Annotated in this window: 25 protein-coding genes; 7 read left to right on the top strand and 18 right to left on the bottom strand. The window is 53.2% G+C overall.

Annotated elements, in window-relative coordinates; translation table 11 throughout:
- Window positions 1-203: 203 nt before the first annotated feature.
- From nac (JWF83_RS17495) to JWF83_RS17475, 5 genes are all read right to left on the bottom strand, one after another.
- Window positions 204-1,127, bottom strand: a complete 924-nt coding sequence (nac, locus tag JWF83_RS17495) for a nitrogen assimilation transcriptional regulator NAC (protein ID WP_413651685.1) — start codon at window positions 1,125-1,127, stop codon at window positions 204-206.
- A 180-nt stretch (window positions 1,128-1,307) separates the two neighbouring features.
- Window positions 1,308-2,402 (bottom strand): ABC transporter ATP-binding protein, encoded by a 1,095-nt coding sequence (locus JWF83_RS17490; protein ID WP_413651684.1) that lies wholly within the window; start codon window positions 2,400-2,402, stop codon window positions 1,308-1,310.
- A 7-nt stretch (window positions 2,403-2,409) separates the two neighbouring features.
- Window positions 2,410-3,477: an extracellular solute-binding protein gene (locus JWF83_RS17485; protein WP_413651683.1), complete on the bottom strand. Its 1,068-nt coding sequence runs from the start codon at window positions 3,475-3,477 to the stop codon at window positions 2,410-2,412.
- A gap of 28 nt (window positions 3,478-3,505) precedes the next feature.
- Window positions 3,506-4,309 (bottom strand): ABC transporter permease, encoded by an 804-nt coding sequence (locus JWF83_RS17480; RefSeq protein WP_413651682.1) that lies wholly within the window; start codon window positions 4,307-4,309, stop codon window positions 3,506-3,508.
- Entirely contained in the window at window positions 4,306-5,208 is a 903-nt protein-coding gene (locus tag JWF83_RS17475; protein WP_413651681.1) for an ABC transporter permease, read from the bottom strand. Before JWF83_RS17475 ends, JWF83_RS17480 begins: the two co-directional genes overlap by 4 nt.
- A gap of 389 nt (window positions 5,209-5,597) precedes the next feature.
- On the opposite strand from JWF83_RS17475, the gene JWF83_RS17470 reads away from it, so the two are divergent.
- The gene (locus JWF83_RS17470; protein WP_413651680.1) at window positions 5,598-6,800 is read left to right on the top strand and encodes a pyridoxal phosphate-dependent aminotransferase; all 1,203 of its coding nucleotides are present in this window, start codon (window positions 5,598-5,600) and stop codon (window positions 6,798-6,800) included.
- Between the two features lie 10 nt (window positions 6,801-6,810).
- On the top strand, window positions 6,811-7,503 hold the full coding sequence (locus JWF83_RS17465; protein WP_413651679.1) for an SDR family NAD(P)-dependent oxidoreductase: 693 nt from the start codon (window positions 6,811-6,813) through the stop codon (window positions 7,501-7,503).
- A 30-nt stretch (window positions 7,504-7,533) separates the two neighbouring features.
- On the opposite strand, the gene nac (JWF83_RS17460) is transcribed toward JWF83_RS17465, so the two are convergent.
- The 5 genes from nac (JWF83_RS17460) to JWF83_RS17440 are packed head-to-tail and all read right to left on the bottom strand — an operon-like array spanning window position 7,534 to window position 11,784.
- Window positions 7,534-8,433 (bottom strand): nitrogen assimilation transcriptional regulator NAC, encoded by a 900-nt coding sequence (gene nac, locus JWF83_RS17460; RefSeq protein WP_413651678.1) that lies wholly within the window; start codon window positions 8,431-8,433, stop codon window positions 7,534-7,536.
- Between the two features lie 17 nt (window positions 8,434-8,450).
- A complete protein-coding gene (locus tag JWF83_RS17455; RefSeq protein ID WP_413651677.1) occupies window positions 8,451-9,221 on the bottom strand; it encodes a 5-oxoprolinase subunit PxpA in 771 nt (256 codons plus the stop codon).
- A 26-nt stretch (window positions 9,222-9,247) separates the two neighbouring features.
- Window positions 9,248-10,234 (bottom strand): biotin-dependent carboxyltransferase family protein, encoded by a 987-nt coding sequence (locus tag JWF83_RS17450; RefSeq protein ID WP_413651676.1) that lies wholly within the window; start codon window positions 10,232-10,234, stop codon window positions 9,248-9,250.
- Complete coding sequence (gene pxpB, locus JWF83_RS17445) at window positions 10,231-10,935, bottom strand: 5-oxoprolinase subunit PxpB (protein ID WP_413651823.1); 705 nt, start codon at window positions 10,933-10,935, stop codon at window positions 10,231-10,233. Before pxpB ends, JWF83_RS17450 begins: the two co-directional genes overlap by 4 nt.
- A gap of 9 nt (window positions 10,936-10,944) precedes the next feature.
- A complete protein-coding gene (locus JWF83_RS17440) occupies window positions 10,945-11,784 on the bottom strand; it encodes a transporter substrate-binding domain-containing protein (RefSeq protein ID WP_413651822.1) in 840 nt (279 codons plus the stop codon).
- 371 nt (window positions 11,785-12,155) lie between these two features.
- On the opposite strand from JWF83_RS17440, the gene JWF83_RS17435 reads away from it, so the two are divergent.
- Entirely contained in the window at window positions 12,156-13,076 is a 921-nt protein-coding gene (locus JWF83_RS17435) for a DMT family transporter (RefSeq protein WP_413651675.1), read from the top strand.
- Between the two features lie 140 nt (window positions 13,077-13,216).
- Window positions 13,217-14,296 (top strand): porin, encoded by a 1,080-nt coding sequence (locus JWF83_RS17430; RefSeq protein WP_413651674.1) that lies wholly within the window; start codon window positions 13,217-13,219, stop codon window positions 14,294-14,296.
- 36 nt (window positions 14,297-14,332) lie between these two features.
- Here JWF83_RS17430 and JWF83_RS17425 read toward each other — a convergent pair whose 3' ends face one another.
- Together JWF83_RS17425 and JWF83_RS17420 are read right to left on the bottom strand one after the other, a co-directional pair.
- Window positions 14,333-15,604, bottom strand: a complete 1,272-nt coding sequence (locus JWF83_RS17425) for a Glu/Leu/Phe/Val family dehydrogenase (protein WP_413651673.1) — start codon at window positions 15,602-15,604, stop codon at window positions 14,333-14,335.
- 320 nt (window positions 15,605-15,924) lie between these two features.
- Entirely contained in the window at window positions 15,925-16,773 is an 849-nt protein-coding gene (locus JWF83_RS17420) for a nickel/cobalt efflux protein RcnA (protein WP_413651672.1), read from the bottom strand.
- A 98-nt stretch (window positions 16,774-16,871) separates the two neighbouring features.
- Here JWF83_RS17420 and JWF83_RS17415 point away from each other — a divergent pair, with 98 nt between their 5' ends.
- Both JWF83_RS17415 and JWF83_RS17410 read left to right on the top strand, forming a co-directional pair.
- On the top strand, window positions 16,872-17,147 hold the full coding sequence (locus JWF83_RS17415) for a metal/formaldehyde-sensitive transcriptional repressor (protein ID WP_413651671.1): 276 nt from the start codon (window positions 16,872-16,874) through the stop codon (window positions 17,145-17,147).
- A gap of 197 nt (window positions 17,148-17,344) precedes the next feature.
- On the top strand, window positions 17,345-18,193 hold the full coding sequence (locus tag JWF83_RS17410) for a sugar phosphate isomerase/epimerase family protein (protein WP_413651670.1): 849 nt from the start codon (window positions 17,345-17,347) through the stop codon (window positions 18,191-18,193).
- A 44-nt stretch (window positions 18,194-18,237) separates the two neighbouring features.
- On the opposite strand, the gene JWF83_RS17405 is transcribed toward JWF83_RS17410, so the two are convergent.
- From JWF83_RS17405 to fhuE, 6 genes are all read right to left on the bottom strand, one after another.
- Window positions 18,238-19,218 (bottom strand): LacI family DNA-binding transcriptional regulator, encoded by a 981-nt coding sequence (locus tag JWF83_RS17405; RefSeq protein ID WP_413651669.1) that lies wholly within the window; start codon window positions 19,216-19,218, stop codon window positions 18,238-18,240.
- A 140-nt stretch (window positions 19,219-19,358) separates the two neighbouring features.
- On the bottom strand, window positions 19,359-20,513 hold the full coding sequence (locus JWF83_RS17400; RefSeq protein ID WP_413651668.1) for a Gfo/Idh/MocA family protein: 1,155 nt from the start codon (window positions 20,511-20,513) through the stop codon (window positions 19,359-19,361).
- Entirely contained in the window at window positions 20,506-21,582 is a 1,077-nt protein-coding gene (locus tag JWF83_RS17395; RefSeq protein ID WP_413651667.1) for a sugar phosphate isomerase/epimerase family protein, read from the bottom strand. Before JWF83_RS17395 ends, JWF83_RS17400 begins: the two co-directional genes overlap by 8 nt.
- Before the next feature lie 15 nt (window positions 21,583-21,597).
- A complete protein-coding gene (locus tag JWF83_RS17390) occupies window positions 21,598-22,854 on the bottom strand; it encodes an MFS transporter (protein ID WP_413651666.1) in 1,257 nt (418 codons plus the stop codon).
- A 208-nt stretch (window positions 22,855-23,062) separates the two neighbouring features.
- The gene (locus tag JWF83_RS17385) at window positions 23,063-23,320 is read right to left on the bottom strand and encodes a hypothetical protein (RefSeq protein ID WP_413651665.1); all 258 of its coding nucleotides are present in this window, start codon (window positions 23,318-23,320) and stop codon (window positions 23,063-23,065) included.
- A 31-nt stretch (window positions 23,321-23,351) separates the two neighbouring features.
- A complete protein-coding gene (fhuE, locus tag JWF83_RS17380) occupies window positions 23,352-25,568 on the bottom strand; it encodes a ferric-rhodotorulic acid/ferric-coprogen receptor FhuE (protein ID WP_413651664.1) in 2,217 nt (738 codons plus the stop codon).
- Window positions 25,569-25,944: 376 nt separating this feature from the next.
- Here fhuE and yghU point away from each other — a divergent pair, with 376 nt between their 5' ends.
- Window positions 25,945-26,814, top strand: a complete 870-nt coding sequence (yghU, locus tag JWF83_RS17375) for a glutathione-dependent disulfide-bond oxidoreductase (protein ID WP_413651663.1) — start codon at window positions 25,945-25,947, stop codon at window positions 26,812-26,814.
- Window positions 26,815-26,898: the final 84 nt, after the last annotated feature.

The following is a 26,898-nucleotide window of genomic DNA, read 5'->3' as shown; positions in this document are numbered from 1 at the left end:
ATTAATTATAAAATCTCTCAGCATCCTTTTTTCTTCGTCTGTTCTTGATTATCCTGACTAAAAAGATAGCTGAATTTTCTTACTTACTATTGCCGTTTAATCGCCATCACTTTCTGGCGTGGCGATGACTCACAATCCGTACCCAGCTTTGCTCGGATTATCTGCTTATATTTAATGGAAATACGGGTAATTACGCCAGGCGGTTATCCCACCAGCGTCAGCGGCCGGTTATCCAGGGTACGCTTCGACATCAGCGCCAGCAGAATGGCTTTTACCGCTTCAGCAGGTTGTGAAAGCGGCAAGTGATCAGACATGCAGAATGACAGAGAAGCCTGTACTTCCGGCTCAACAATTTTTGCCATCCACGCGCCTGAGGCTTTTAACATCGCCTGAGCAGCCGACTCCGGCATAATGGTACAACCCAGACCGGCAGCCAGCGCGGCGTTCAATGTGGTCTGCGACTCAATTTCGCACTTCACCCGGTAGGCCAGACCTTCATGAATAAAGGCATCGTCCACCACTTTACGCATAATATTGTAGATACGCGGCAGAAACAGTTCATAGCGCGCCACTTCCGCCAGCGTAATGGTTTTGACCGGGCTGGCCAGCTTATTCGGGCAGACAAAGCAGAGGTTTTCTTTCATCAACGGCATAAAGCGCAGGCCGTGGATCTCGCGATTACCATAGATCACCGCCATATCCATTCGGCCATTCATAATCAGTTCACTGAGCGTGGTGCCGAAGTTCTCGTTGAAGTAGAGCACAATGCCAGGATGCTGACGATACACTTCCTCCATTAAGGGCAGGGCCAGCTGTTGGGCGGCGGTGCCTGGCGCAAGGCCGACGGAAACGCTGCCGGAGAGCGCCAGCGCTGAACCGTCGATAGCGCTCTGCGCCTGGTCGCATTGCCGCAGGATCGCCTGCGCATGGGTATAGAGGATCTTCCCCGCTTCAGTGGGCGTTACGCCGCGCTTGGTCCGTATCAGCAACTGTTGATTCACTTCCCCTTCCAGGGTGGCTAATTGCTGGCTCAGCGCCGGTTGGGCGATATGTAAAATATCGGCGGCTTGAGTCAGGCTACCGACATCAACAATTTTAATGAAGTACTTCAGCCGACGGAGATTCATAACCACTTCCTGAGAACAGAACACATAATCAGTTTGTTGCAATATCAGTGCCAGGGCGACCGCTGGCTCTCTCCGGCTGCTATATCCTGCTTTATCGCCTTAAAAAACAGTGCCAACCTCAGTAACATCAGCAACTGACCCACCCGTGGCGCCAGCGGTGCACTGCACCACCACGGTGCATCAGGCTGCAATGACGTGGTTACTTTCCATATCCCACTGCAACAATACCGGGTCACCGACGCCGAATACCGGCAACGCCGCATTGCCATGGGTCTGCTGCCACACCATCATCTCCTCGCCGCCCTCCAGCTGAAGGGTGTAATGCAACATAAAGCCGCGATACACCACCTGGGTAATACGCGCCGATACGGCGTTATAAGCGGGCGTGAGGGCGTTGCCGGTTAACGGCGACAGACGAATCGCTTCCGGGCGAATGGTTACCGTCACCGACTCCTGCGCCGGCGGGCAATAAGCAACGGATAAATTCACCCCGGATGTTGAGATCAACTGCACGCTGTCGGGCTGGCGCTGCAGCACGCGGGCAGATAAGAAATTGGACGCGCCGATAAAGCCGGCGACAAATTCCGTCGCCGGCCGCTGGTAAATTTCAGCGGCGGAAGCGACCTGCTCCAGACGCCCACCCTGCATAACCGCAATTTGATCGGCCATGGTCAGCGCTTCATCCTGATCGTGCGTCACCATAATGGTGGTCAGCTCCAGACGCTGTTGTAACTGACGAATTTCCAGCTGCATACTTTCGCGCAGACTCTTATCCAGCGCCCCCAGAGGCTCATCGAGCAGCAACATATCGGGTTCGATTACCAGCGCGCGCGCCAGCGAAACACGCTGCTGCTGCCCGCCGGAGAGCTGGGCTGGTAAACGGTCGTGATATTGCACCAGCTGTACCATATCCAGCGCTTTCTTCACTTTCCCGGCGGTTTCACTGCGCGACATACCGCGCATCTTCAGGCCAAATGCCACGTTCTCCGCCACATTCATATGCGGAAACAGCGCATAGTTCTGGAACAGCATGCCGACATTACGGCGGTGTACCGCCGTTTCCATAATTGAACGTCCGCCAACCATAATATCGCCGGTAGTCGGCGCCACCAGACCGGCCACCATACGCAGGCAGGTGGTTTTGCCGCAGCCGCTTGGCCCGAGTAATGCCAGAATTTCTCCGGCATTCACTTTCAGGGAAACGTTATCCACGGCGACACTCTTTCCGTAGTGCTTACTCAGATTGTCGAGACGGACCTCAAAAGAACGCTGCATGATCGCTTCACCCGGTAAATGTCTGATTATATTTTTCCAGCAGCTCGGCGCGGCGTGGAATGATGTAAGTCCAGTCTGGTGTAAACAGATTCAGGGCTTTCATTTTGTCTTCAGGATAAGCAAGGTACTTCAGGGTTTGCTCATCGAAATCAATGCCGCGTACCGTTGGCGCGCTGAGAGTGACCTCCGCCAGCATTTTCTGCACCGACGGCTCCAGCAGGCGGTTGATCCACGCTAATCCCAGCTCACGTTGCGGCGCATCCTTCACCAGCGCCAGACCGTTAATCCCGGTAAAAGCGCCCTCTTTTGGATAGGTCATATCCAGCGGAATACCTTTTTTGGTATGCGGATAGATGGCTTTGGAATATTCAATTCCCCCCACCATTGCCTGTCCCTGGGCAACCATCATCACCTGTGCTTCACCGTCATACACCGTCATCACATTGGCTTTTAACTGCGCGAGTTTTTCCCAGCCCTTATCGATTTCATACTGCGCTTCCTGCAACGGTTTACCGGTGGCCAGCGCGGCAGCGACAATCAGCATCAGAATACTTTGGGTATTTTTCGGCGTATTAAGGATCATCTGATGCGCATATTGCGACTCAAATATTTCGCTGTAGCTTTTGATTGGCTGCGTCACCTGCGGGTTAATAAACAGACCCGCCATCGAAACCGAGAAGCCCACGCCATAGCGGTCGCTGAGCAGATAACGATCAAAGACGTTTTTCAGGTTAGGGATCTCATCTGCCGGCAGTTGCTCGATAAGTCCCTCAGCCTTCGCCTGCGGCACCCCGATATCATCCATCGACATCACGCTAAATACCGGCTTATTTTTGGTGGCGCGCAGTGCGGCGATATTGGCGAGGGTCGCGCCTTCAGTGGTTAATACGCGGCAGCTGTACTCTTTCTCAAACGCTGGCAGCACCACTTTCTTAATCAATGCCCCCTGCGCCGAGTTATACACCCCTACCTGTAACACCCGGTCGTCTGCGGCATTGGCTCTGATGTTGAGATACGGCAGCATCGCGGTGCCCGCCACTGCCTTTAAAAAGGTACGTCGCTTCATGGATGTCATACTGCTTCCTCTGGTATTGGGGTGAATGTTATGCCGCCATGGCGCGACGCAGACCGACCAGCTTTTCCAGCGCCAGCACGACTATCGTTGCCAGGACAATAATTAACGTGGACATGGTTGCCACTGATGGGTCAAATACGGTGCCAATCTGGCGGTAGAGCACCACCGGAACCGGGGTGTTCTGCGAGTCAGCCAGCCACATTGAAACCGGATAATTATCGAAAGAAACCATAAAACAGAAGATGGCGCCCGAGGTGACGCCCGGTACAATTTGCGGGAAAATCACCTGGCGAAACGTCGCCCAACGGCTGGCGCCGAGGGTACGCGCCGCCTCTTCCAGGCTCGGATTCACCAGTTCCAGACTGGTCAGAACCGTGCGCACCACATAAGGCGTGGTGACTACCGTATGCGCCAGCAGCAGGTTGAGTTTCACATTGCTCCAGCCATAGCCGGAGAACAGCTGTAACAGTGCCAGCCCGGTAATCAGCACCGGAAAAATCAGCGGGGACAACAGCAATCCTTTGCACACCGAAGCAAACGGCAGGTTGCCGCGCACCAGCGCAAAAGCGGCCGGCACGCCGAGTAATAGCGATAACAGCGTGGTGCCAATTGACAGCAAGGTGCTGAACAGCAGAGCCCCGGTAAACTCGCTATTGGCTAATACCTTGCTGTACCACTCAAGGGTAAAACCGCTGGGGGGGAAACTAACAAAATATCCATCGGAAAAAGAGATCACCACAATCAATACAATCGGCGTGATAATAAAAATCATCATCAGCGCCGCAATGCCGTATAACATCCAGCCGGCGAAGCCACGTAAGCTATTATTCATTTGCGATCTCCCGCAATACGACGTCCGCCCAGCAGTTTCATCGACAGGGTATTCACCGCGATAACGATAAATACCAGGATGGTGGCGATGGTGGCGCCAAACGGCCAGTCATAAACCGCGACAATCTGCTGTTCTGCCAGGTTGCCGAGCATTTGTGAACGCGGCCCGCCAATCAGCGCCGGGATCACATAGGAACCCGCCGCCAGTGAGAACACCAGCGTCATCCCGGCCACCAGGCCTGGCAGGCTTAACGGCAGCGTGACGCGCAGGAACACACTCCATGGCGGCGCCCCCAGCGTACGCGCCGCCGACTGCAGATTAGGGTCAATTTTGCCCAATGCCGATGCCAGCGGCAGAACCATCATCGGGAAGAAGATATGCAGCGAACCAATTACCACCGCCCACTGCGTAAACATCAGTGAATTAGGCCGATCGATAACCCCCAGATGCAACAACACGTAGTTCACCAGGCCCCCAGGGCCATTATTTAAAATAAGTTGCCAGCCATAGGCACGCACCACCACGCTGACCGCCAGAGGAGCAATAATCACTAAGGTCATCATGCGTGAAACCACCACATGGCCACGTACCAGCACCGATGCCACCGGATACGCCAGCAGCGCGGCAATCAACGCCGTAATCACACTGATACGTAAGGTGTTGATCAGGACATCGCTATATAGCGCCACCTGGAAGAAATGCAGATAATGTTCAAAGGTATAGGGCGCGCCGATATTTCCATCCGCGGTTTGCGTCATCACGCTAAAAAACATCAGATGAACCGCTGGAGCAAAAAAGAAAAACAGCTGAAAGGCGAGCAAGGGTAAAATTAACCAGGCCGGAGATTGCCAAAGCGTTAATTTTTTTATTCGATACATTGGCGCAGAAATATCAGTCATCGGATTTCCTGTGAGCAGGCTAATATCTTTAGACGATCGAACAACAATCGTCAGGGTAAGCATGGGTGTAGGATCAGAAAAACCGCGACTGTTTTATAACTCATTGAATAAAATGAATTACCATATAATTTTCGTCGTCACAAAACGGTAATATGATTCGCAGAGTAAACACCAATACATTTTCATTATGTGGCTACCTTTTCCTGTTATGGAGATAAGGCGGCGATCTTCGTGGGCAAAGCGGCGGTTTATCTTCAGATATTGTTTTGTGTTATGTCGCCACAACAAAGCGCTATTGGATTGTTTAACCCTTTCATTATTACTCTTCTCCTGGACACTGCGTCTGCACGCTAATTTTCACTGACTGATGACTTTTGGAATCCAGGACCATGCCTGATATCGCCGATCGCTTAAAGAATGTTACCGTTTCTGCCTCCGTTGCCATGACCCAGAAGGCGCGGGATCTCGCTGCCCAGGGGATACATGTTGTCGGCCTCTCCACCGGCGAGCCGGACTTCCCGACACCGGAACACGCGACTGAAGCAGCCTATGCCGCGGCTCGCGCCGGCGATACGCGTTATCCTCCAACCGACGGCACGCCAGCGCTGCGCGCGGCAATTCAGCGCAAATTTAAACGTGATAATAATCTGGACTATGACATTAGCCAGATCCTGACTGCCGGCGGCGCTAAACAGATTATTTTTAACGCTATTCTCGCCACTATTAATCCGGGCGATGAGGTAGTGATCCCATCGCCGTCGTGGATTAGCTATGCCGATATCGTCAAGTTTGCCGGGGGTATTCCGGTGCCGGTCGCCTGCCCGCAGGAGAACGGTTTTAAGCCGTATCCCGCTGATTTAGACGCGGCGATAACGCCGAAAACCAAATGGTTACTGCTTAACTATCCGAGCAACCCAACCGGTTCGGTGGCCACCCGCGCCGAGATGCAGGCGATTGCTGAGGTTATGCTGCGCCATCCGCAGGTGTGGATCATGACCGATGATATCTACGAACACCTGATTTATGACGGCGTGACCTTTTACACGCTGGCTGAAGTCGAACCTCGCCTGTTTGACCGGGTCCTGACCGTCAACGGCGTCTCTAAAGCTTATTCGATGACCGGCTGGCGCCTTGGTTTCTGTGGTGGTCCAAAAGACCTGATCAAAGCGATGAGCAACGTCAACACCCAGAACAGCGGCGGCGTGACCACTCTGACCCAGGCCGCCGCGGTGGCAGTGCTTGATGGCCCGCAAGATTTGCTGAAAGAACGGGCAGAAATTTACCGCCAGCGTCGTGACTATGTGCTGGAGCGCCTGACATCAATCGACGGCCTGAGCTGCCATAAGCCGCAGGGCGCATTTTACCTGTTCGTTAATATCGCCGCCTTTATCGGCAAAACCAGCGCCGGTGGCCGCCCGATTACCAATGATGCGGACTTTGTGATGGCTCTGATTGAAGAGAAACATGTGGTCACCGTGCAGGGTGCAGCTTATGGCATGAGCCCTTACTTCCGCCTCTCCTACGCCACCAGTATGGAGATGCTGCACGAGGGATGCGATCGTATCGCCGCTTTCTGCGCCGGCATTCATTGAGGATAAAATCATGCTCGACACGGCTCAACGGGTGGTAATGGTTTCCGGGGCCGCTCGTGGCCTCGGTTGGCATATTACCCGACGTTTACTGCAGGCAGGATTTACCGTTTCCGCCGGGGTACGCAACCCTGACGCGCTGGCCTCAGGCGAGCGCTTAACCGTCTGTCAGTATGATGCTGCAGAAGCCGGCTCCGGCGAAGCCTGGGTGGCTGAAACCATCCAGCAGTATGGCCGTATCGATGCTCTGGTTAACTGCGCCGGTATCAACCCCCGCGTAAGGGTGATGGATAAGGGTGAAGCCGCCCTTGATGATATGTGGCGCATTAACGTCAAAGGGCCGCTGCGCTTAAGCCGCGCCGCGCTGCCGTTTCTGTTTGATTGCGGCAACGGACGTATTATCAATGTCGCCTCGCTGGCCGGGCGCCGTGTCGGCAGCAATGTTGGCTACGCGATGACAAAATTTGCCGTGGTAGCCCTGACCCATGGCATTCGACAGGAGTGCTGGGATAAAGGAGTACGCGCGACGGCGCTCTGTCCTGGCTATATCGCCACTGATATGACCGCCGGTGAAACTGAAGTCACTCGTGACGACATGACGCAACCGGAAGATTTAGCGCAAATAGTTGAATTGTTGTTACGTCTGCCTGGCAACCTGTCGGTCGCGGAACTGCTGATCAATTGCCGTAAAGAGGCGATGCTGTGATAAGTAGCGGCAACTGCGGTTGCCGGTTATTTATAATCCGGAGGTCAGTTCCAGCAGCAACTCGCGCACGGCGGCGGCAGGTTCAGACATCGGAGTACGATCGGAAATGCACAGCGAGAGTGTCTCTGCTATTTTCGGGCTGTCGATAGATCGAATAATCACATCGCGTGATTCCGACTGGATACGTTCGGCGATCGCTTTCGGCATAATGGTCACCCCCAGGCCAGCGTCAACCGCGCGCGCAATACTTTTTACCGCTTCCAGCTCGCCGACAATATTAATCGTGGCGCCATTCTGGCTAAAGGCATGGTCAATGGCGCGACGGACAAAGTTATAGGAGGGAGGGAGCAGCATCGGTAAGCTACTGAGCTGGGTGACGTTAACCGGTCCCCCTTCATCATCGAAATCAAAATCCGCATGGGCAACAAAGAAAAACTCTTCGACCAGCACGGGTTCGTAATGCAATCCCTTAATACCGCCACTGCCATGCAATAAGGCAATTTCCAGATGGCCATTGGACACCAGCTGGCTGTAAGCCTGCCCGACGCTTTCCACCAGATGCAACAGAATGCCCGGATGGCGTTTACGCATTTCCGTTAACAGCGGCATCGATAAGGTTGCCGCGACGCTAAAAGGCGCCAGACCGACCGAGACCCGTCCCGAAAGTGCCTGACCGGCCACCAGCACATCGGTTTCCGCCTGGCCGAGCTGGCGCAGAATGGCATTAGCATGGCCATACAGCACTTTCCCTGCTTCAGTCGGCACCACGCCCTGCTGACTGCGGATCAGTAATTTGCGTTTAAAGTGCTCTTCCAGCGACACCAGCTGCTGACTCAGCGCTGGCTGGGCAATATGCAACGCTTCCGCCGCCCGGGTAATACTGCCCATATCAACGATGGTGATAAATGATTTCAGTCGCCGGGTATTCATCTGCACCTCTTAACGGTTTATGACGCAACAACCTCTGATGCCGGGGCGACCATGCCGCCATTGGCTTCGATTTCACTGCGGACCATGCTGGCGAGTTCCACCGATCCCGGCGTATCGCTGTGGATCAGGATCGATCGGGCGCGCACCGGCAATAGCTGCCCCTCACAGGTGGTCACCGTGCCATGCAGTAAAAACTGACGCACCCGGGCACGTACTGCGGACTCTTCTTTAATGACCGATCCGGCGATCCCTCTTGGCACCAGCTGCCCGCGCGCATCATAGGCCCGGTCGGCGAGGAAAATGGTCAGGGTCGGCAAGCCGCAGGCTTTGGCTGCCTGCTCAACAAAGGTGTCGGGTTGGGAAAAGATAATCAGCTGCGGATCGATACGCGCAATCGCCTGCATCACCTGCTGCGCCAGCGCTGCATCACGGTTAATCATATTCCCCATCGCGGCATGAAAGCTGACATGCGCCACTTTCACCCCTTCGGCGCGGGCGATAGCGCTGAGTGCGCCCAGCTGATACACCACCTGCTGACATAGTTGATCCGCGCTAAACGGCAGCTCTTTACGCCCGAATCCCTGCCGATCCGGTAGCCCCGGATGAGCGCCAATCCCCACGCCATGCTGTTTCGCCAGCCGAACCATCCGCGTCATAATGTCCGGGTCGCCAGCATGGAAGCCACAGGCGATATTGGCGGAAGAGACCACCTGCATCAGCGCCGCGTCATCACACAGCTGATAGACACCAAAACCTTCACCCATATCGGAGTTCACATCGATCTTCATCTGGATTCACTCACTGTTTGCGACGGTCAGAGACCGACGGCTTTTTTCATTGGCAGACAGCTGTCGCGCAGGCGCATCAGCCAGCGATTAATCTCGCCGGCGACGCTGATTGCTTCGCGCGCATCGCTTTTAATCAGCTGAATGTACTGACCAGGCTGCACCTGACCCAGACGCCATAAATCCTCTTCAATAATGCCGGCAATCTTCGGATAGCCGCCGGCGGTATTGGCGTCACTCAGCTGAATAATCGGTTCACCGGCTGGCGGCACCTGAACAATTCCCGGCACCAGGCCATAGGAGCGCATTTCAATCACTCTGGCGGGCATAATCGGTTCGCCAGACAGGCGATAGCCGGTGCGATTACTTTGCATCGACACCTGCCATAGCTGCTGCCAGAAACGACTGTGATGGGCAGAAAACAGTTCATACTCACCGGAAGGAATGGCACGCAGCTGAACCACGCCAGCGGCATTGCAGGGAAACACCTGTGCCATGGCGATGGTCGGCGGTTCGATACCCATACCGCTAACCGGTAAGGGTAACGCCGTAGTCTCGCCGATTGGCAGCCGATCGCCCTTCTGCAACCAACGCCCCTGATGGCCGCCAAAGCTGCCGCGCAACGCGGTGCTGCGCGATCCCATCACCAGCGGCACATCAATACCGCCGGCAACGCACAGATAACTGCGGGCGCCGCTGCGCGGAAAGTGCATCTCCAGTTGCTGCCCCTTTTTGACCGCGCAGCCCCACCAGGGCGGCAGCGCGACGCCATCAAGCTGGGCGCGGCAATCGGCGCCGGTCAGAGCAATACAGGTATCCGCCAAAAAGCGGACGCGAAATGGAAACAGCTGAATCTCGATACCGGCGGCATTCTCATCGTTGCCCAACAGTATATTGCCCGCGCGTAGCGCCAGCGGATCCATCACGCCACTGACCGATACGCCAATATGGCGATATCCGCTGCGCCCTAAATCCTGCACCGTGTTAAGCGCGCCGGTTTTAATAATCTCAATCACAGTTCAATCCTTTCGGCTAAAAACCGCACGCTGTCTCCCGGCGCCATCAGCGCCGGGTTCTCCGCCAGCGGGTCAAACACCGTTAATTCGGCAAAGCCAATGGCGTTCCAGCCGTTGGGCCCGGTTAATGCCGAGACTCCCGCCTGGGCGCCGCCAATGGTGACGGTGCCTTTCAACATATTCAGCGAGGGGACTTTCTTACGCGGTGTGGCGATGGTCGGGTCGAGGCCATGCAGATAACCAAAGCCCGGCGCGCTGCCCAACGCAAACACCGTGTAACTGCCCTGAGAATGACGACGAATCACTTCCGCGGCGGATAACCCGGTATGCTGACAGACCGCGTCCAGATCGGTGGCGTGTTCGCCGCCATAAATCACCGGAATTTCGATTAATTTCCCGCCCGGATCCACCGCCTGCGCCTGCTCCCACTGCCCTTTTAGCAGCGCGAGGGTGGCATCATAATCAACTGGAGTTTGACGGAACAGAACGAGGAGGTTGGTCACGCCGGGGATCAGCGATTCCACATCATCACGGGACGCCAGCCGGGCGGCCAGAGACCAGATACGGCGCTGGGCAGGCAGATCGAAATCTCCCGGCGCCTCCACCAGCCATGCCCGACTACCGATGGTAGAAATTTTTACCTTATCGCCATGGCCGGCAAGAATAAAAGAGGCGCGGGAAGGCGCCTCACCAGACAGCATCGTCATCAATTATTCCAGAGGTTCGAATTTAAGGCTGGATAACGGCTGAACCTTCTCTGCACGAATCATTTTGTATTCGGTATTCGGTCCAATCCACTTATCCCAGATTTTGTCGATGGTGCCATCGTCATCCATCGCTTTCAGGCCGGCGTTGACCTTCGCCAGCAGCGCAGGCTCATCTTTCTGCATGCCGACACCGATAGGTTCCAGCGCCATTGGCTCTTTGATCATCCCCAGTTCAACACCATCTTTTTTCGCCTGCGAAATCATTTTGATAGCGGTCATGGTGTTGGTCACAAAGCCCACCACTTTATTCTGCTCTAACGCCAGGAAGGCGGACGCAGAGTCCTGGAAGGTGACCGCTTTCGCCCCTGCCAGATAGATCGACTGCTCTGAAGTGGTGCCTTTGGTGGCGCTGATACGCTTGCCTTTAAAGTCGGCGCGGGTTTTATCAACGTTTGGCTTTTTCACCAACAACATCTCTTTCGCTACATAGTAGGGGTCGCTGAACTGAATCTGTTTACCACGGGTTTTGGTATACGCCAGGTTGGCGACCAGAACATCGGCACGTTTGGTGGCAATAACCGCAATACGCGCTTCAACAGACGTAGGCATCAGATTGAGTTTCAGCCCCATCTTGTCTGCCAGCGCGGTACAGAGATCCACATCCATCCCTACTAACTGGCGGGTTTGCGGATCGGGAGAGGAAAATGGGGGAACATCAGAATAGACCGCGCAATTTAACTGACCGCGAGCCTGAATATCCGCCAGCGCATCTGCCTGTGCCGCAGAGACGGTCATCATCAATGGCAGGGCCAGTATGGTGCCAGACAGTATCTTCATCTTCATTTTCATTAATATTTCCCCGAGATTTTTATTTAAAAGTGTATGACTGAAACATCCCCTGGCTCATTCACTACCAGACTGGCGAATGAAGCAATATAGAAACAAAGCGCGCTCACTGCAGTGTCTTTTCTGACGCCACCACCTGACTATATAAGCTGCAATTTAGCTTGTATAAGAGGTAAACCCTGTATGGCGATATGCATTTTGTATGACTGAAAAGGCCCATACCGCCGCGTAAACTGCGCTATAAGCAAAAACTATCCGGGCAGAACAAAATTATCTTAACCCTCTGGCAGAACACCACTCTAAGGTATGGATGGTTTCCAGCGTATGGAAAGATAACTCCAGTGATGAAGCGAGATGTAAGGTTGAAGATGAATTCCAGAATGGGTGTTCTGCTGAAGATTATGGCGGCCCTGTGCGCCACATTAATGCTGGCATGTGTTAAAGGTCTGGGTGGGGCAATTCCTACCGGCGAGGTGATCTTTTTTCGATCCTTTGTCGCCTTACTGCCATTGCTGATTTGGTTAAAGTTTCAGGGAAACATCCTTGATCTGATTAAAACCAAAAATATCTTTGGCCATTTAATTCGTGGATTTTCCGGCACCGGCGGTATGTATTTTAATTATCTGGCGTTAGTCTATATCTCCCTGGCTGATGCTACCGCCATTAGTTATGCCGCCCCGTTATTTACCGTAATTATGGCTGCAATTTTGTTGAAAGAAAGTGTGCGCTTCTCCCGCTGGTTGGCAGTTCTAGTTGGATTCTCCGGGATCATTGTTATGCTCTCGGCTCATTTGAATGCCAGCGGGTCTTTTTTTTCCGGTGCAGCGGTCACTACCACTTCCGGCATTGGCGTTATTTTTGCGCTGCTGGCCGCATTTTGTTCTGCCACCTCCTCGGTGCAGATCCGTTTTCTGAATGGTGTGGAAAAACCCGGCGCCATCGTTTTTTACTTCTCGTTAATGACCATGCTAATTGGTATGGCGACGATATTTTTCGGCTGGGAAGTGCCCGATGCGATGCAGCTATTACTGCTGACGGGCTGCGGTTTTTTTGGCGGTATGGCACAAATACTGATCACCCTCAGCCTGCGTTATGCCGATGCATCCCTGCTGGCGCCTTTTGATTACACCACGCTGGTCTGGTCGATGCTGATTGGTTATTTCTTTTTAGGCAGTCTCCCTACCTCCACCACTGTCATCGGGGCAGCGATAGTGGCAACCGCCGGTATTTTTACCGTCTGGAGTGAGCAACGTCAACGCAAGCCACGTATTATGCGTGGCATTAATTAAGGAGGTCATCAGCACTATCGTCACTGTTAGCATAATAATTAAAAAACTTTATTGTCAGTAAAAATAAAATTCGCCTTTATATTGCAAGCGATATCCGATTTTCATGCTGTTAATCACAACCAATGAAAACCAGGAATAAAATGATGATACGTATAAATAAAGCATATGTGGCTGCACTTTTATTAACTTCTGGTGTAAGTCAGGCCGCAGAGATTTACAATAAAGATGCCAATAAACTGGATTTTTATGGCAAAGTGCAGGGAATGCATTATTTCTCCGATAATGACAGCCTTGCAGGCGATCAAACTTATGTGCGTATCGGCTTTAAGGGCCAGACGCAAATTAATGATTTGTTAACCGGTTACGGTCAATGGGAATATCAGTTCCAGGCCAATAACAGCGAAGGCTCTGATGCTAATAACAACAACAAAACCCGCTTAGGTTTTGCTGGTCTGAAATTCGGCGATTATGGCAGTTTTGACTATGGCCGTAACTATGGCCTGGTGTATGACGCGATTGCTTATACCGATATGCTGCCTGAGTTTGGTGGCCCAACCGGTTCTGCCGACGGCTTTTTGCGCGGTCGTTCGACCGGGGTCGCCACGTATCGTAACCGTAGTTTCTTTGGCTTAGTTGACGGCTTAAATTTCGGGCTGCAATACCAGGGTAAAAACGACCGCGATAATATCACCAAAGCCAACGGCGATGGCTGGGCCGGCTCGGTAAGCTATGATACTGACTTCGGGGTTAGTTTTGCCGGTGGTTATGCCAGCCTTGATCGTACCGATGCACAAAATGCCGCCGGCGTTTATGGCAAAGGCAACAAAGGCGAAAGCTGGACGCTGGGAAGTAAATACGATGCCAACCAGTGGTATTTCGCCGCCATCTACGGTCAGACGCGTAATGCCTATGCGATTACCAATAGCAACACCAGTGAAAGCGGATTTGCTAACCAGTCGGAAACCTTTGAAGCCACCCTTCAGTACCAGTTCCTTAATGGCCTTCGCCCTTCAATTGCTTACGTGCAAACCAAAGGCAAAGATATTGAAGGTGTGGGTGATGAATATCTGTTGAAGTTTATCGAGCCGGGCATCACCTATTACTTCAATAAGAATATGAAGACTTACGTAGCGTGGAAGATTAATCAGCTCAATGACAATAATAAACTGGGGCTGGCGAGCGACGATCAGGTTGCCGTGGCACTGGTTTATCAGTTCTGATGTAACACCGGGCCAGCCTGCTGGCCCGGTGATCATTTACGGATACAATCCACGATCTTTACGTGCCATCAGAATACGCTCGCAGGCTACCGCATAAGCTGCCGTGCGTAACGTTACCGCCAGGTTTTGCGCTTTATCCCAGACGGCATCCAGGGCATGTTTCATAATGGTATCAAGTCGTTTCTCGATCTCCTCTTCACTCCAGTAAAAGCTGGAGAAGTCCTGTACCCATTCAAAATAACTCACCGTTACCCCGCCAGCGTTACAGATCACATCCGGTATCACGATAACGTTTCGCTGACGCAAGATATCATCGGCTTCAGGCAGCGTTGGACCATTGGCGCCTTCCAGTACTAACCGGCAGGTGAGCTCCTCTGCCCTTTGCGCCGTGATCTGCCCCTCCAGCGCAGCCGGGATCAGAATATCCATCTGCAGTAACCAGAATGCGCTGTCGTCGATATTATCCGCGCCGGGAAACGCGCGGATGCTGCCATGCGCTCTCTGCCAGGCCTGTAGCGCCGGAATATCGATGCCCTGAGCATTAAACAAGGTGCCACTGTGATCCTGCACGGCAATCACACGGGCGCCATGCTGATAAAACAGCTCCGCCGCGACGCTGCCGACATTACCAAATCCCTGAACCGCCACCCGACTGTTAGTCATCTCGATGCCGATTTTCGCCGCAACGGCACAGCCGGTAACAAATACGCCGCGCCCGGTAGCTTTTACCCGCCCGAGGGATCCACCTAAATGCACCGGCTTGCCGGTGACCACCCCGGTGGTGGTGGCACCGACATTCATCGAATAGGTATCCATCATCCAGGCCATCACCTGCGCATTGGTGCCAACATCGGGCGCCGGAATATCCTGTTGCGGGCCGATCAGCACCCCAATTTCGCTGGTATAGCGGCGGGTCAGGCGCTCCAGCTCTTTGCCGGATAACTGGCCGGGATCGACGCGGATACCGCCCTTGGCGCCGCCAAAGGGCAGATTCAGCGCGGCGCATTTAATCGTCATCCATGCCGACAGCGCCATCACCTCTTCCAGCGTAACATCGGGATGAAAGCGTACCCCGCCTTTTCCCGGGCCGCGCGAAAGGTTGTGCTGTACACGATAGCCTTCAAAATGGCGCACACTGCCATCGTCCATCTCCAGCGGGATATCGACAATTAAGGCGCGCTTCGGATGGCGCAGGGTATCAGCCCAGCGCTCAAGCTCACCAAGGAACGGCAGAACGCGTTCAACCTGCGCAAGATAGGTGGACCATGCCGAATTGTGGTCCCCGCTGACATAAGAGAGTGCTGACAATGTTAACCTCCGTTTTAAATTTGTCGCCGGAACCATTAACAGGGGAAAAAGCCAATCAGGATGGCAGCGACAATAATTAAAAATATTAAGGACAGGATGACCTGAGACGTTAAACCGGGGGCCAGATTACGGGAAACGGGCGGTGGCGGCTTGCAGGAGTTGGTGATGGCGTCATAACCAAAAACTATATAACCCGCCAGCTTGAGGACCGGGGGCAAATCATCATAACGGCAGCCATAAATGGCCCCCTACAGTGGTTGCAGATCTGCCGATGTCGATACTGTCGCCCGGATTTCCCGGCAAATTATTTCTTTATCCACTCAATGAATACTGCTTACCCCATGAAAAACCATATACAGACCAACAATAGCGATCAACAGGCTGGAGAAATAGGGCGCGCGCCGGGCGAAGGTGGCAAAACCTGACCAGCGCTGCGTAACATGACGAACACTAAGCGCCGCAGTGGCGCCAACAATCACCAGCGTCAACGCCAGACCGATACTGAAGCAAAACACCAGCGCCGCGCCGAGGGAAAACTGTTTCACCTGAATACAGAGCAGCAGCACAGTAATCGCCGCCGGACAGGGAATTAAGCCACCGGTCAGACCAAACAACAGGATCTGCGTATTGGTGACACGGCGATTGGCAAAACGCTGGCGAATATCATCGGCATGCGCCCGCTGATGGGCATCCTGAAACTCCTGTGAGCCCGCTTCCAGCCCTGCAAGTCCGGCATGCTGGTCATGGTGGTCATGGTGGTCATGGTGGTCATGATGGTTATGGTGGTTATGGTGGTTATGTGCCTGCCCGGCTTTCCACTGAGACTCTTCAGACCAGGTACGCCAGAACATCCATACCGCAGTGGCGAGAATAATGATGCCGGAAACCAGCTGGAACCAGGGTTCGGCAGTGTCAGCACTGACTTTGTGACTGATAAACATACCGCCCATGGCGATCAGCCAGACCACTGCCGTATGGGAAAGCGTGGCTGCCAGGCCAAGCATCACCGCCTGCTTTACCGTGCCGCGGATGGCGATAATAAATGCCGCCATCATGGTTTTCGAATGACCCGGCTCCAGGCCATGCAGCGCCCCCAGCAAAATGGCGCTGGGAATAAACAGCCATGCACTGGTGGTGCCCTGATTGAGTAACGCGGCAAAATCGGTCATGTTCAGTATCCGGGATGGTAGAATGCGGTGAATTCAACTTCTTATACCATTGCTATATACTATACCCCAGTATAGTTAAATACAATGTGGAGACCACCATGTCGCATACCATTGCTAATCAGAAAAAGTTACTGACACGCATTCGCCGCATTAAGGGTCAGGCTGAAGCCTTAGAAAAATCGCTGGAAACCGGCAGTGAATGTATCCAGATACTGCAGCAAATTGCGGCGGTCAGAGGCGCAGTTAATGGCCTGATGAGTGAAGTGCTGGAAGGACATATCAGAGAACATCTGATGAATGAGACCGAATCCCGCAGCCAGCGTGAAGCGGATATGGAAGATATTGTCGCGGTGATCCGATCTTATCTGAAGTAACAGATCCGCTGTTGATTAGCCGTTCACCCGCTAATCAACTTCTGCCAAATCTCACTGAATTTCCACTCTGATCTCATTTTTGACAGTTAGTCGCCTGAACGCTGCCAGATAAATTGTAATCGATTACTTTAAGTGGCAAGTTAAAAGTAATCGATTACCTAACAAATAACCTGATTCAAATCACCCTGGAGATCACTATGCTGCTTAGAAAACCGTCCGGGAGCTGGTTACTCAGCTCATTGCTGCTGTTATCGGCAGTCAGCTTTTCTGCTACTGCCGTCAAAGCGGCGGACGATCAGATCGCTCTGCAAGGCTATAGCTTGCGCAATGTCGGCACGCTGGAACAGCAATATGCAATGGCCCATGAGGCGGGATTTAAAGCGATTGAGATTGTCGGCGATCAGGGAGTTAGTGCCGGGCAGATGCGTGCCCTGCTGCAAAAATATCAGCTGAAGGTCACTTCCGATCATGTTCAGCTCGCTGACCTGGAAGCCGATACCGGCAAGATCGTCACTTTTAATAAAGCGATTAATAACCACGTCCTGATCGTTCCGTGGCTGAAACCAGAACAGCGCCCGGATAGTATCGCAGGCTGGAAACAGATGGGGCAGCGGCTGGATAAACTGGGTGCGGCACTAAAAAAGCAGGGAATGCAGCTGGGTTACCACAACCATAATTTTGAAATGAAAAAATACGGCGGAAAAACCGCGCTGGAAATTATTCTCGATAACGCCAGCCCACAAAACCTGATGCTGGAAGCCGATGTTGCCTGGATCTCGCGCGGTGGCCAGGATCCAGTACGCTTTCTGCAGAAATATCGCGGGCGCATCTTTGCCATTCATGCCAAAGATAACGCCGCAATCGGCGTTCGCGATGATGAGATGAACTTTGCCCCCGCTGGCGCCGGCCTGTTGGCCTGGGATGAGATTTTACCGGCAGCAGAAAAAGCCGGTACGCGCTGGTACATAGTGGAACACGATTTGCCAAAAGATCCGCGCGCAATTATCACCAGCGCCAGGCGCTATTTAGAGAACAACCTGAAGTAATGTCGCGTTGAGTTGGCTGGCGAACGCCAGCCAACCGCATGTGGTCAGGCAGAGGCTCTCTGCACAAAACGCCACGCCAGAATCGATTTCTCCGGTTTACTCTGCGGATCGTTGATCTTACGCAGCAGCAGGCTGACTGCCTGTTTACCGATCTCGGTCGTCGGCTGCTCTATAGTCGTCAGCTGCGGGGTAGTAATAAAACCTAATTCAGTACCATCGAACCCCACCACCGCAATATCATCCGGCACGTTCAATCCGGCAGCGGCAATAGCGGACAGAGCGCCCGCCGCCAGCGTATCAGAGACGGCAAAAATCGCATCAGGCCGTGGCTCACAGCTCAGCAGATGCGCAGTTTCTGCCTTACCACTCTCATAATTGAGTTTTTCAGCATAGCGGATCTGGCAATAGCTATTACCCTGCTCTTGCAATAAGTCGCGATAACCCTTTTCACGCAGATTGGCATATTTATAGCTCAGGTCGTGGTTGATCATCGCAATACGTTGCCGGCCCTGCTGCAGCAAGTAGTCAATAATAAAGCGCGACGCCTCAATATCATTAATGCCCACCGTAGAAACTGACGAAGCATCATCATATTCAGCACATTGTACCCAGGGCGCATCGCCAATCAGGTTTTGTAGTTCAGGTAAGGTCGAAAGTGCATCCATCGAAATCACCCCATCCACCATCTTGCCTGACAGCAGTTGCAGACTGGACTGTGAGCGCACAATATCGGAACCGGAATTACACAGCAGAATACGGTAACCGTTCTTCTCCGCTTCAGCTTCAATTCCCTGTACCACGTCGGCACAGAAGGGGTTGGAAATATTGGATACCATCACCAGCAACATACCGCTACGTGCGGTTCGCAGTTGGCGTGCAAGCAGATTGGGTTGATAGTTACTGGCTTTGATAGCAGCGAGCACGCGCTGCCGGTTATCAGGTTTTACCGTATCAATATTATTCAGAACCCGGGATACCGTTGCTACCGAGACACCGGCCAGACGGGCGATTTTTTGAATCGACATACTCAAAACTATCTCACGCTAATCCACTGATTGCGACAGAGTAACACAGTTCCTACGGGGGCTATATCAGCGAAGAATGCCACCCGGCTGGAGCCATTAATGGCTCCAGCCGGGTGCACGGTATCGGATTTACGGCAGATTCATGACTGCGACACCTCAACCCAGCACTGCTGGCGATGGCTTTGCAGAATGGCGTCAAGAATGAACATACTCTGCGCACCATCATAAAAGGTGGCGAATTCCGCCATATCCACGCCCGGCTGTTTACCTGCAGCAATAAACTGATAAAACTTACCCAGCATATTTTTAAAGGCATCAGGCCAGCCTTCAATATGTCCCCCCGGGAAATGCGCCGCCCCCTGCACGTCGGCATTCAGTTGGGCGGGATCGTCACTCAGTAGCTGATTAGGCTGGTTACGGGCGCCAACCCACAGATTTTGCGGTACTTCCTGATCCCAGCACAGTGACTTTTCGCTGCCATTAACTTCAAAAATCAGCCGGTTTTTACGTCCGGCACTCACCTGCGAGACGTTAAACGAGCCGCGGCTGCCGTCATCAAATCTTAGTAATACTGCGGCAAAGTCCTCGGTCACCACCGGCTTCTCATCATACTCCGGCAATACCGTGCCGGAAGTGAAGGTAGCGGCGCCATTTTTCGCCGCTTTTCTTTGTGGATGTACAATGGAGAAATCCGCCATTACCGCCACGATCTTGCGGCCAGTGACAAACTGCAGCGTATCACACCAGTGCGAGCCAATATCAGCCACCGCACGCGACTCCCCGCCTACTTCAGGTTCAATACGCCAGTTGTAGTCGGTATCAAACAGCATCCAGTCCTGGAAATAACCGCCATGCGCCGCAAACAGACGACCAATCTCATTCCGGCGCACCATACTGGCCGCCTGCTGCACCATCGCAAACTGGCGATAGACAAAGCTGACGCCATGCACCACGCCGTACTGCTCCGCCAGCGCCACCAGCCGCCGCGCCTCGTCGCTGCTCATACATAACGGTTTCTCTGAGAACACATGTTTACCGGCGCGGATAATCTTTTCATTAATCGCGGCATGCAGCGCATTCGGCGTGCAGTTATGCACCACCTGCAAACCCGGATGCGCCAGCAATGCCTCAATACTGCCGTAAGCATGAGAAATATTCAGCTGTCGCGCTTTTTGCTGCGCGGCTTCGGCGGAGTAATCCGCCAGAGCCACCACATTGACAAAACCCAGCCGACGCATGGCTTCAATATGCGCCGGGCCAATAAATCCGGAACCGATAATACCCACATTAATCACACGACTGCTCCTTTGGCGATAAACCCAGCATGGTACGCATCTGCTCGCTGTCATCGGAGGTGACAGCAAAATCATCAAAAGCGCGCGCGGCAACCGGGATAATCTGTTGCCGGATAAATTCAGCACCTTCGCGCGCGCCACATTCGCCATCTTTCAGGCAGCACTCCCACTCCAGCACCGCCCAGCCAGCGTAGTCATAGCGGGCCAGCTTGCTGAAAATAGCTTTAAAGTTAATTTGACCGTCACCCGGCGAACGAAAACGTCCCGGACGATCGATCCATGCCTGATAGCCGCCATAGACGCCACTGTGTGCCGCAGGGTTAAATTCCGCATCTTTGACATGGAAGGCTTTAATCCGCTGATGGTAACGGTCGATAAAGCCGAGATAATCCATATGTTGCAGATGCATATGGCTGGGGTCATAGAGAATATTGCAGCGTGGGTGATTATCAACCAGCGCCAGGAAGCGCTCAAAAGTCACGCCATCATGCAAATCTTCCCCGGGATGTAGTTCATAACAGAGGTCCACCCCATGCTGATCAAAACTGTCGAGGATCGGCCGCCATACACGCGCCAGTTCACCAAACGCGGCATTAAGCAGATTCTCCTTGCGTGGCGGCCAGGGATAAAAATAGGGCCATGCCAGCGCGCCGGAAAAAGTCGCATGCGCCGCCAGTCCCAGACGCGCAGAGGCTGACGCCGCCAGCTTCAGCGTATTAATCGCCCACTGCTGGCGCGCCTGCGGATTTGCGCGATACTGCGGCGGGGCAAAATCATTAAATGCCGCATCATAGGCTGGATGTACCGCCACCAGCTGCCCTTCCAGATGAGTCGATAATTCACTGATCGCCAACCCATGGCCCGCCAGCACTCCGCTGATTTCATCACAGTAAGTCTGGCTGCTTGCGGCACGAGCCAGATCAAAGATATGTGGATGGTTGCAGGGGATTTGTACGGCTTTAAAGCCTAACCCTGCCGCCCACACGGCCAAACCTTCCAGGGAATTAAACGGCGCCCTATCGCTGATAAATTGCGAAAGGAAGATGCCCGGGCCTTTTAACGTTTTCATTATTACCTCCAGCCATTACGCCCTGGTCACGGTCGGATCTTTATATTTGAATGAGAGCATAAAGATCACGGCGATGATGGCGGCGGCGATCGCCGGGATCCACCAGAACGTTGCCCAGCTTTGCACCGCTGATGCCGTACCTGCTGCGAACAACATGTTGTACAGGGCACCCGAGATTTGCGAGCCCAGAAACATGCCAATACCGTAGGTAAACATCAGAATAAGGCTCTGCGCCTGACCTTTAATTTTCTCGCCCGCCACCCGGTCGGTATAGATAAAACCAATAACGAAGAAGAAGTCATAACAGATGCCATGAATGATAATTCCGGCATACAACAACCCGCGATACTCCTCGTTAATACCAATGGCAAACATGCCATAGCGAACGAACCATGCCACCATGCCGGCCAGCAACATGTATTTCACCCCCAGCCTTCTGAACAACAGCGGGATGATCAACATAAAGAAGATCTCGGACATCTGGCCGAAGGACATCACGGTACTGACATTCTGCACGCCAACATCAGCGAGAAACGTCGCGGTATAAGCGTAGTAAGTGCCAAGCGGAATCGAGATCAGCATGGCGCAGACCATAAAGATCAGAAAATGGCGCTGTTTTAGCAGGGCAAAAGCATCGGCGCAGAACAGATCGCGCAGCGCCAGTTTTTGTCCCTTCGCCGGTGCCGGCGTGTGCGGTAAAGTCAGGCTGTAAAGCGCCAGTAGCACCGAGCAACCCGCAGCCACATAGAAAATAGAGACGCTGGCGGAAAGGCCGAGCATGCCGATGCATACCCCGGCGACAATCCAGCCAATGGTGCCAAAGACGCGGACCACCGGGAAACTGCGCTCGCTATTCGCCAGACTATGAAAGGCAATATTGTTAGTCAGCGCCAAAGTCGGCATAAAACACAGGGTATAGGCAAACAGCAGAGCGATAAGCTGCGCGCCGTTTTCATTCATCAATGTCTGCGGCACAAACCACAGAATCACGCCGCCGAGCAGATGCAACACCGCCACCACCTTCTGCGAGGCAAAAAAGCGGTCCACAACCATACCCAGTACAAACGGTGACAGAATGGTGGCGATCGGTCCGGCGGAAAAGGCGTCGCCGATCAGGTGGGAAAGATGATGTTGGGTCATCACCAGGCCGAGGGTGACGGACCATGAACCCCAGATAAAGAACTCTAAAAACATCATTAGCGCCAGCCTGGGCACGACCATCACGCCGCGCCGGACGTTCGCTGCATTGTTACTATCAACTGAAGAAACCATGATGTCCCTCGCAAAAGTAATCGATTACAATCTTGTCGAAATGAAATGTAATCGATTACTTTTATAGTTACCCGTCGTTTCGGTATGAAATGGGAGACGAGTCACACTTAGCTGGCGAAAACCTTAATCTGCGGGTACTCACCAAACAAAACGGGGCCATCGCAGGCCCCGTCTTATTCCGCAACGGCATCAGCAATGATATGACAGACTATTGATCATTTGCATCCTGCCACTCATCACCTTCCCGTTCCGGGGTGTCAAAGGCAACCAGACTGGCATAATGCAGCTCACGATCTTCAACGAAAATACTGCGCACAATCCCCTGCGCCAGGCGTCTCGCCCCCTGGATAATTTGCCGTGTGTCAGGGTTGAGGGGTAAAGCAGTAGAAATGCGCCAGCGCCGGATTGCTGCCAGGCTGCTTTTCCAGAAAGCGGAAATCATCCCCCAGATAAGGCGAAGTGGCATACCCCATTGCTGAGGTATGCCAGACCGCGGATTAGAAGCTGTAGTTGGCGGAAACGGAGACGCTACGTGGCGCACCGTAAACCAGGGTATTGCTGACATCGAGATTGTAGGTTTTATCAAACAGGTTATTCAGATTAGCCTGTACTGACAGCTGTCTGGTGACCTGATAGCGGGCAAACAGGTCCACCAGTGCGTAGCTACCCTGCTCTGAATAGAAGGTGCCGTTGCCATCCGGACCGGCAACATTGTCCCAGACATGGGTCTGCCAGTTAACGCCACCCCCGACGGTCAGCTGCTGCAGCATCGGCAAACGATAGCGGCTAAACAGTTTCAGCGTGGTGCGCGGCTGGTTTGGATTCACCGCTGCGCCTTCCGCATCTTCCGCAACATAACGGGTGGCGCCAAAGGTCATCTGCAGATTATCGGTTACCGCGCCATTAATTTCGAACTCAATCCCTTTGCTCACCGTACCATGCAATTCATAGTAGGCAGATTCAGTGGTCCCCGGAATCAGGCTGTAATCAGTGGCGCCCAGATGATCCTGCTCGATACGGAATAGCGCTAACGAGGTAGTCAGACGGCTATTCAGCCAGTCGGCTTTGATACCGGTCTCATAACTTTTGCCGGTAACCGGCGTCAGATAGGCGCCGTTGCTGTCACGATAAGCCTGCGGCTTAAAGATCGAGGTATAGCTGGCGTAAGCAGAATAAGTGTCATTGAAGTCATACACCAGACCCGCGTATGGCGTGATGTTATTTTTCTCCATATTCTGCGTCAGGGTGCTGGTGCTGTAATTGGTATAGCGGGCGCCGACAATCAGATGCAGCGGATCGGCCAGTGAAATACGGGTGGCGGTGTAAACTGACTTCTGATGCACCGTATCGTCCTGCGCTAAACTCTGCTCACCCCAAACCGTCTCCGGGAAATAGCCGTTCCAGTTATTAAAATTGCCCAACTCTTCCGCTGAGATGTTGGCATAGGTGTTTATATAGCGGTTATTCTGGCGGCTATAGCTGACCCCCGCCATTAACTCATGCTGGCGTCCCAGCAGTTCATAAGGGCCGCTGGCAAAAGCATCAACCGCATCGACTTTACGGGTACCACTGTTCCAGCCGGTGCCGCCAACCACCGGATAATTAGCATACGGGCTGACACCGATGCCGGTGGTTTTATCAAAGTAACCATCGATGTACATCATTTTGCTGTCAAAATCGACTTCCGTATGGGCACCGTTAACGGTCAGGTTCCAGCCGTTGGCGAAATCCTGCTTCAGGCTGGCAAAGATCTTTTTCGAGGTTTTATCGTTATAGGCCCAGTCTGGCGCGGTACTGGTGCTGCGGTCATAATGGGTTTTGCTGCCGTCAGTATAAAAGGCCGGCAAGCCGTTCCAGGTGGCGCCTTTGGTGTTGGTTTGCTGATAGTCATAGCCTACCGATACCGTGGTAGAGTCGGTCAGGTCGGCGTCCAGCACACCATAGAGGAATTTCTTAGTCGAATTATAACGGTCGAGCCAGCTGTCCTGATCCTGATAACCAGCGATCACCCGGCCGCGGACATTCCCTGACTCGCTCAGAGGCGCGGAGAGATCGGCGACATAACGCTGTTTATCCCAGCTACCATAGCTGGTAGAGAGATTGCCGACAAACTCCTTACTGTCCGCATGCTTACGCACCATATTCACTGATGCCGCCGGGTTGCCGGCGCCGGTCATTAACCCGGTGGCGCCGCGCACCACTTCCACACGCTCATAGATAGCGGTATCAGCCAGCGCATCGCCTAAATTCCACTGGCCATCAAAGCTGGTTGCAATACCATCAACCATGTAGTTATCAATCATGAAACCACGTGAGAAGAAGGTGCTGCGGCTATTACCGGAATTGAACTCGGTAACGCCAGTGGTATTTTTCAGCACCTCATCCAGCGATTGCAGCTGCTGATCTTGCATCCGCTGCTGGCTGATTACGCTGACAGATTGCGGCGTATCACGCGCGGTTAAAGCCATTTTGCTGGCGGAGCGGGTAACCGGCACATTGTAATCACTCTTTTGCTGCGTGCTGTCCGGGTTTTCCGTCGCCGCATCAACCACCAGCGTTTCTTCTTTATTGGTTGTTTCAGCCGCTGCTGCGTAAGGAACCTGCAACGCAGTGGCGATCACTACAGTCAGCAGGGAGAGAGACGGGGGATTGATGCTGGCGGATGCGAAATCGCGAACGCGACTTTCCCTGTTATGGCGTGGAGCAAAAAACATTATTCATCCTCAGGAGATTTTATTATTTTTCAGTTAACGGAATGAACAGGCATTTTTTGACCGGATAAATGCCGTACATTCGGGCATATTTTCCCTGTACCAGCAATAAGTTACTGCGGCAGCAATAGCTCTGGCGGTGATATCTTTCCCTGCAAACCTTCGCTGATTGCGAGCAACGCCACTGTAATGTTACTCGTCAACATAAAGCGAATGAGAAGTATAATCATTTTGATTAGCAATGTAAAAAGATGTTACCAGCACCGTCTGAGGCTGGACACCTGCCATCCCTCATCCGGTTAAGTCACATTCTGCCGAACTGCTACACTCAGAGACGAAAATTGACCACTTCCATTGTTAGCAAAGGCAGGCCATTACTATGTCGGAAAATAACTATCAGCCACCCAAAGTCTGGACATGGAACCAACAGAACGGCGGCAACTGGTCCAAAATTAATCGTCCGGTAGCCGGACCTACTCATCAGGCCACGCTGCCGGAAGGTAAGCATCCGCTGCAGCTCTATTCGCTCGCCACGCCGAATGGGCAGAAAGTGACGATTCTGCTGGAAGAACTGCTGGCGCTTAATGTCAGCGGGGCGGAATACGATGCGCATTTGATCCGCATCAGCGAAGGCGATCAGTTCTCCAGCGGTTTTGTCGCGGTCAATCCCAACTCAAAAATCCCGGCGCTACTCGACCGCTCTGCCCTGACGCCGGTGCGGGTATTTGAATCGGGGGCGATTTTGCTGTATCTGGCAGAGAAGTTCGGCCATTTTCTGCCAAAAGAGCTGGCGGCCCGTAGCGAAGTGCTGAACTGGCTGTTCTGGCTACAGGGCTCGGCGCCCTATCTCGGCGGTGGTTTTGGCCATTTCTATAGCTATGCGCCGGTGAAGATCGAATACGCTATCGACCGCTTTACCATGGAAGCCAAGCGACAGCTGGATGTGCTGGATCGCCAGCTGGCAGAGCATCGCTATATTGCCGGTAACGACTACTCGATTGCCGATATCGCCATCTGGCCCTGGTATGGCAACCTGATACTGGGTGAAATATATGGTACGGCGGCTGAATTCCTTGATGTTGCCTCCTACCGCCATCTGCAGCGCTGGGCACAGGAGATCGCCATGCGTCCGGCGGTACAGCGTGGTCGTATGGTTAACCGCACCTGGGGCGAACCAGCCGAACAGCTGCATGAACGTCATGACGCCTCGGATTTCGAGCGGCAAACTGAGGATAAGCGCCAGCCATAATTACCGGCGGGAGTCAGGGTTTCGCCTGGCTCCTGCGTGGCATCTTTGCTTGCAATTAGGTAGTGCCCTATCTATATTTCAACC

Origin of the sequence: Pantoea sp. B65, from assembly GCF_047308185.1 — a bacterium.
Taxonomy (GTDB): domain Bacteria; phylum Pseudomonadota; class Gammaproteobacteria; order Enterobacterales; family Enterobacteriaceae; genus Erwinia.
The sequence above is the reverse complement of the archived record's forward strand: the minus strand, read 5'-3'. Positions and strand labels throughout refer to the sequence as shown.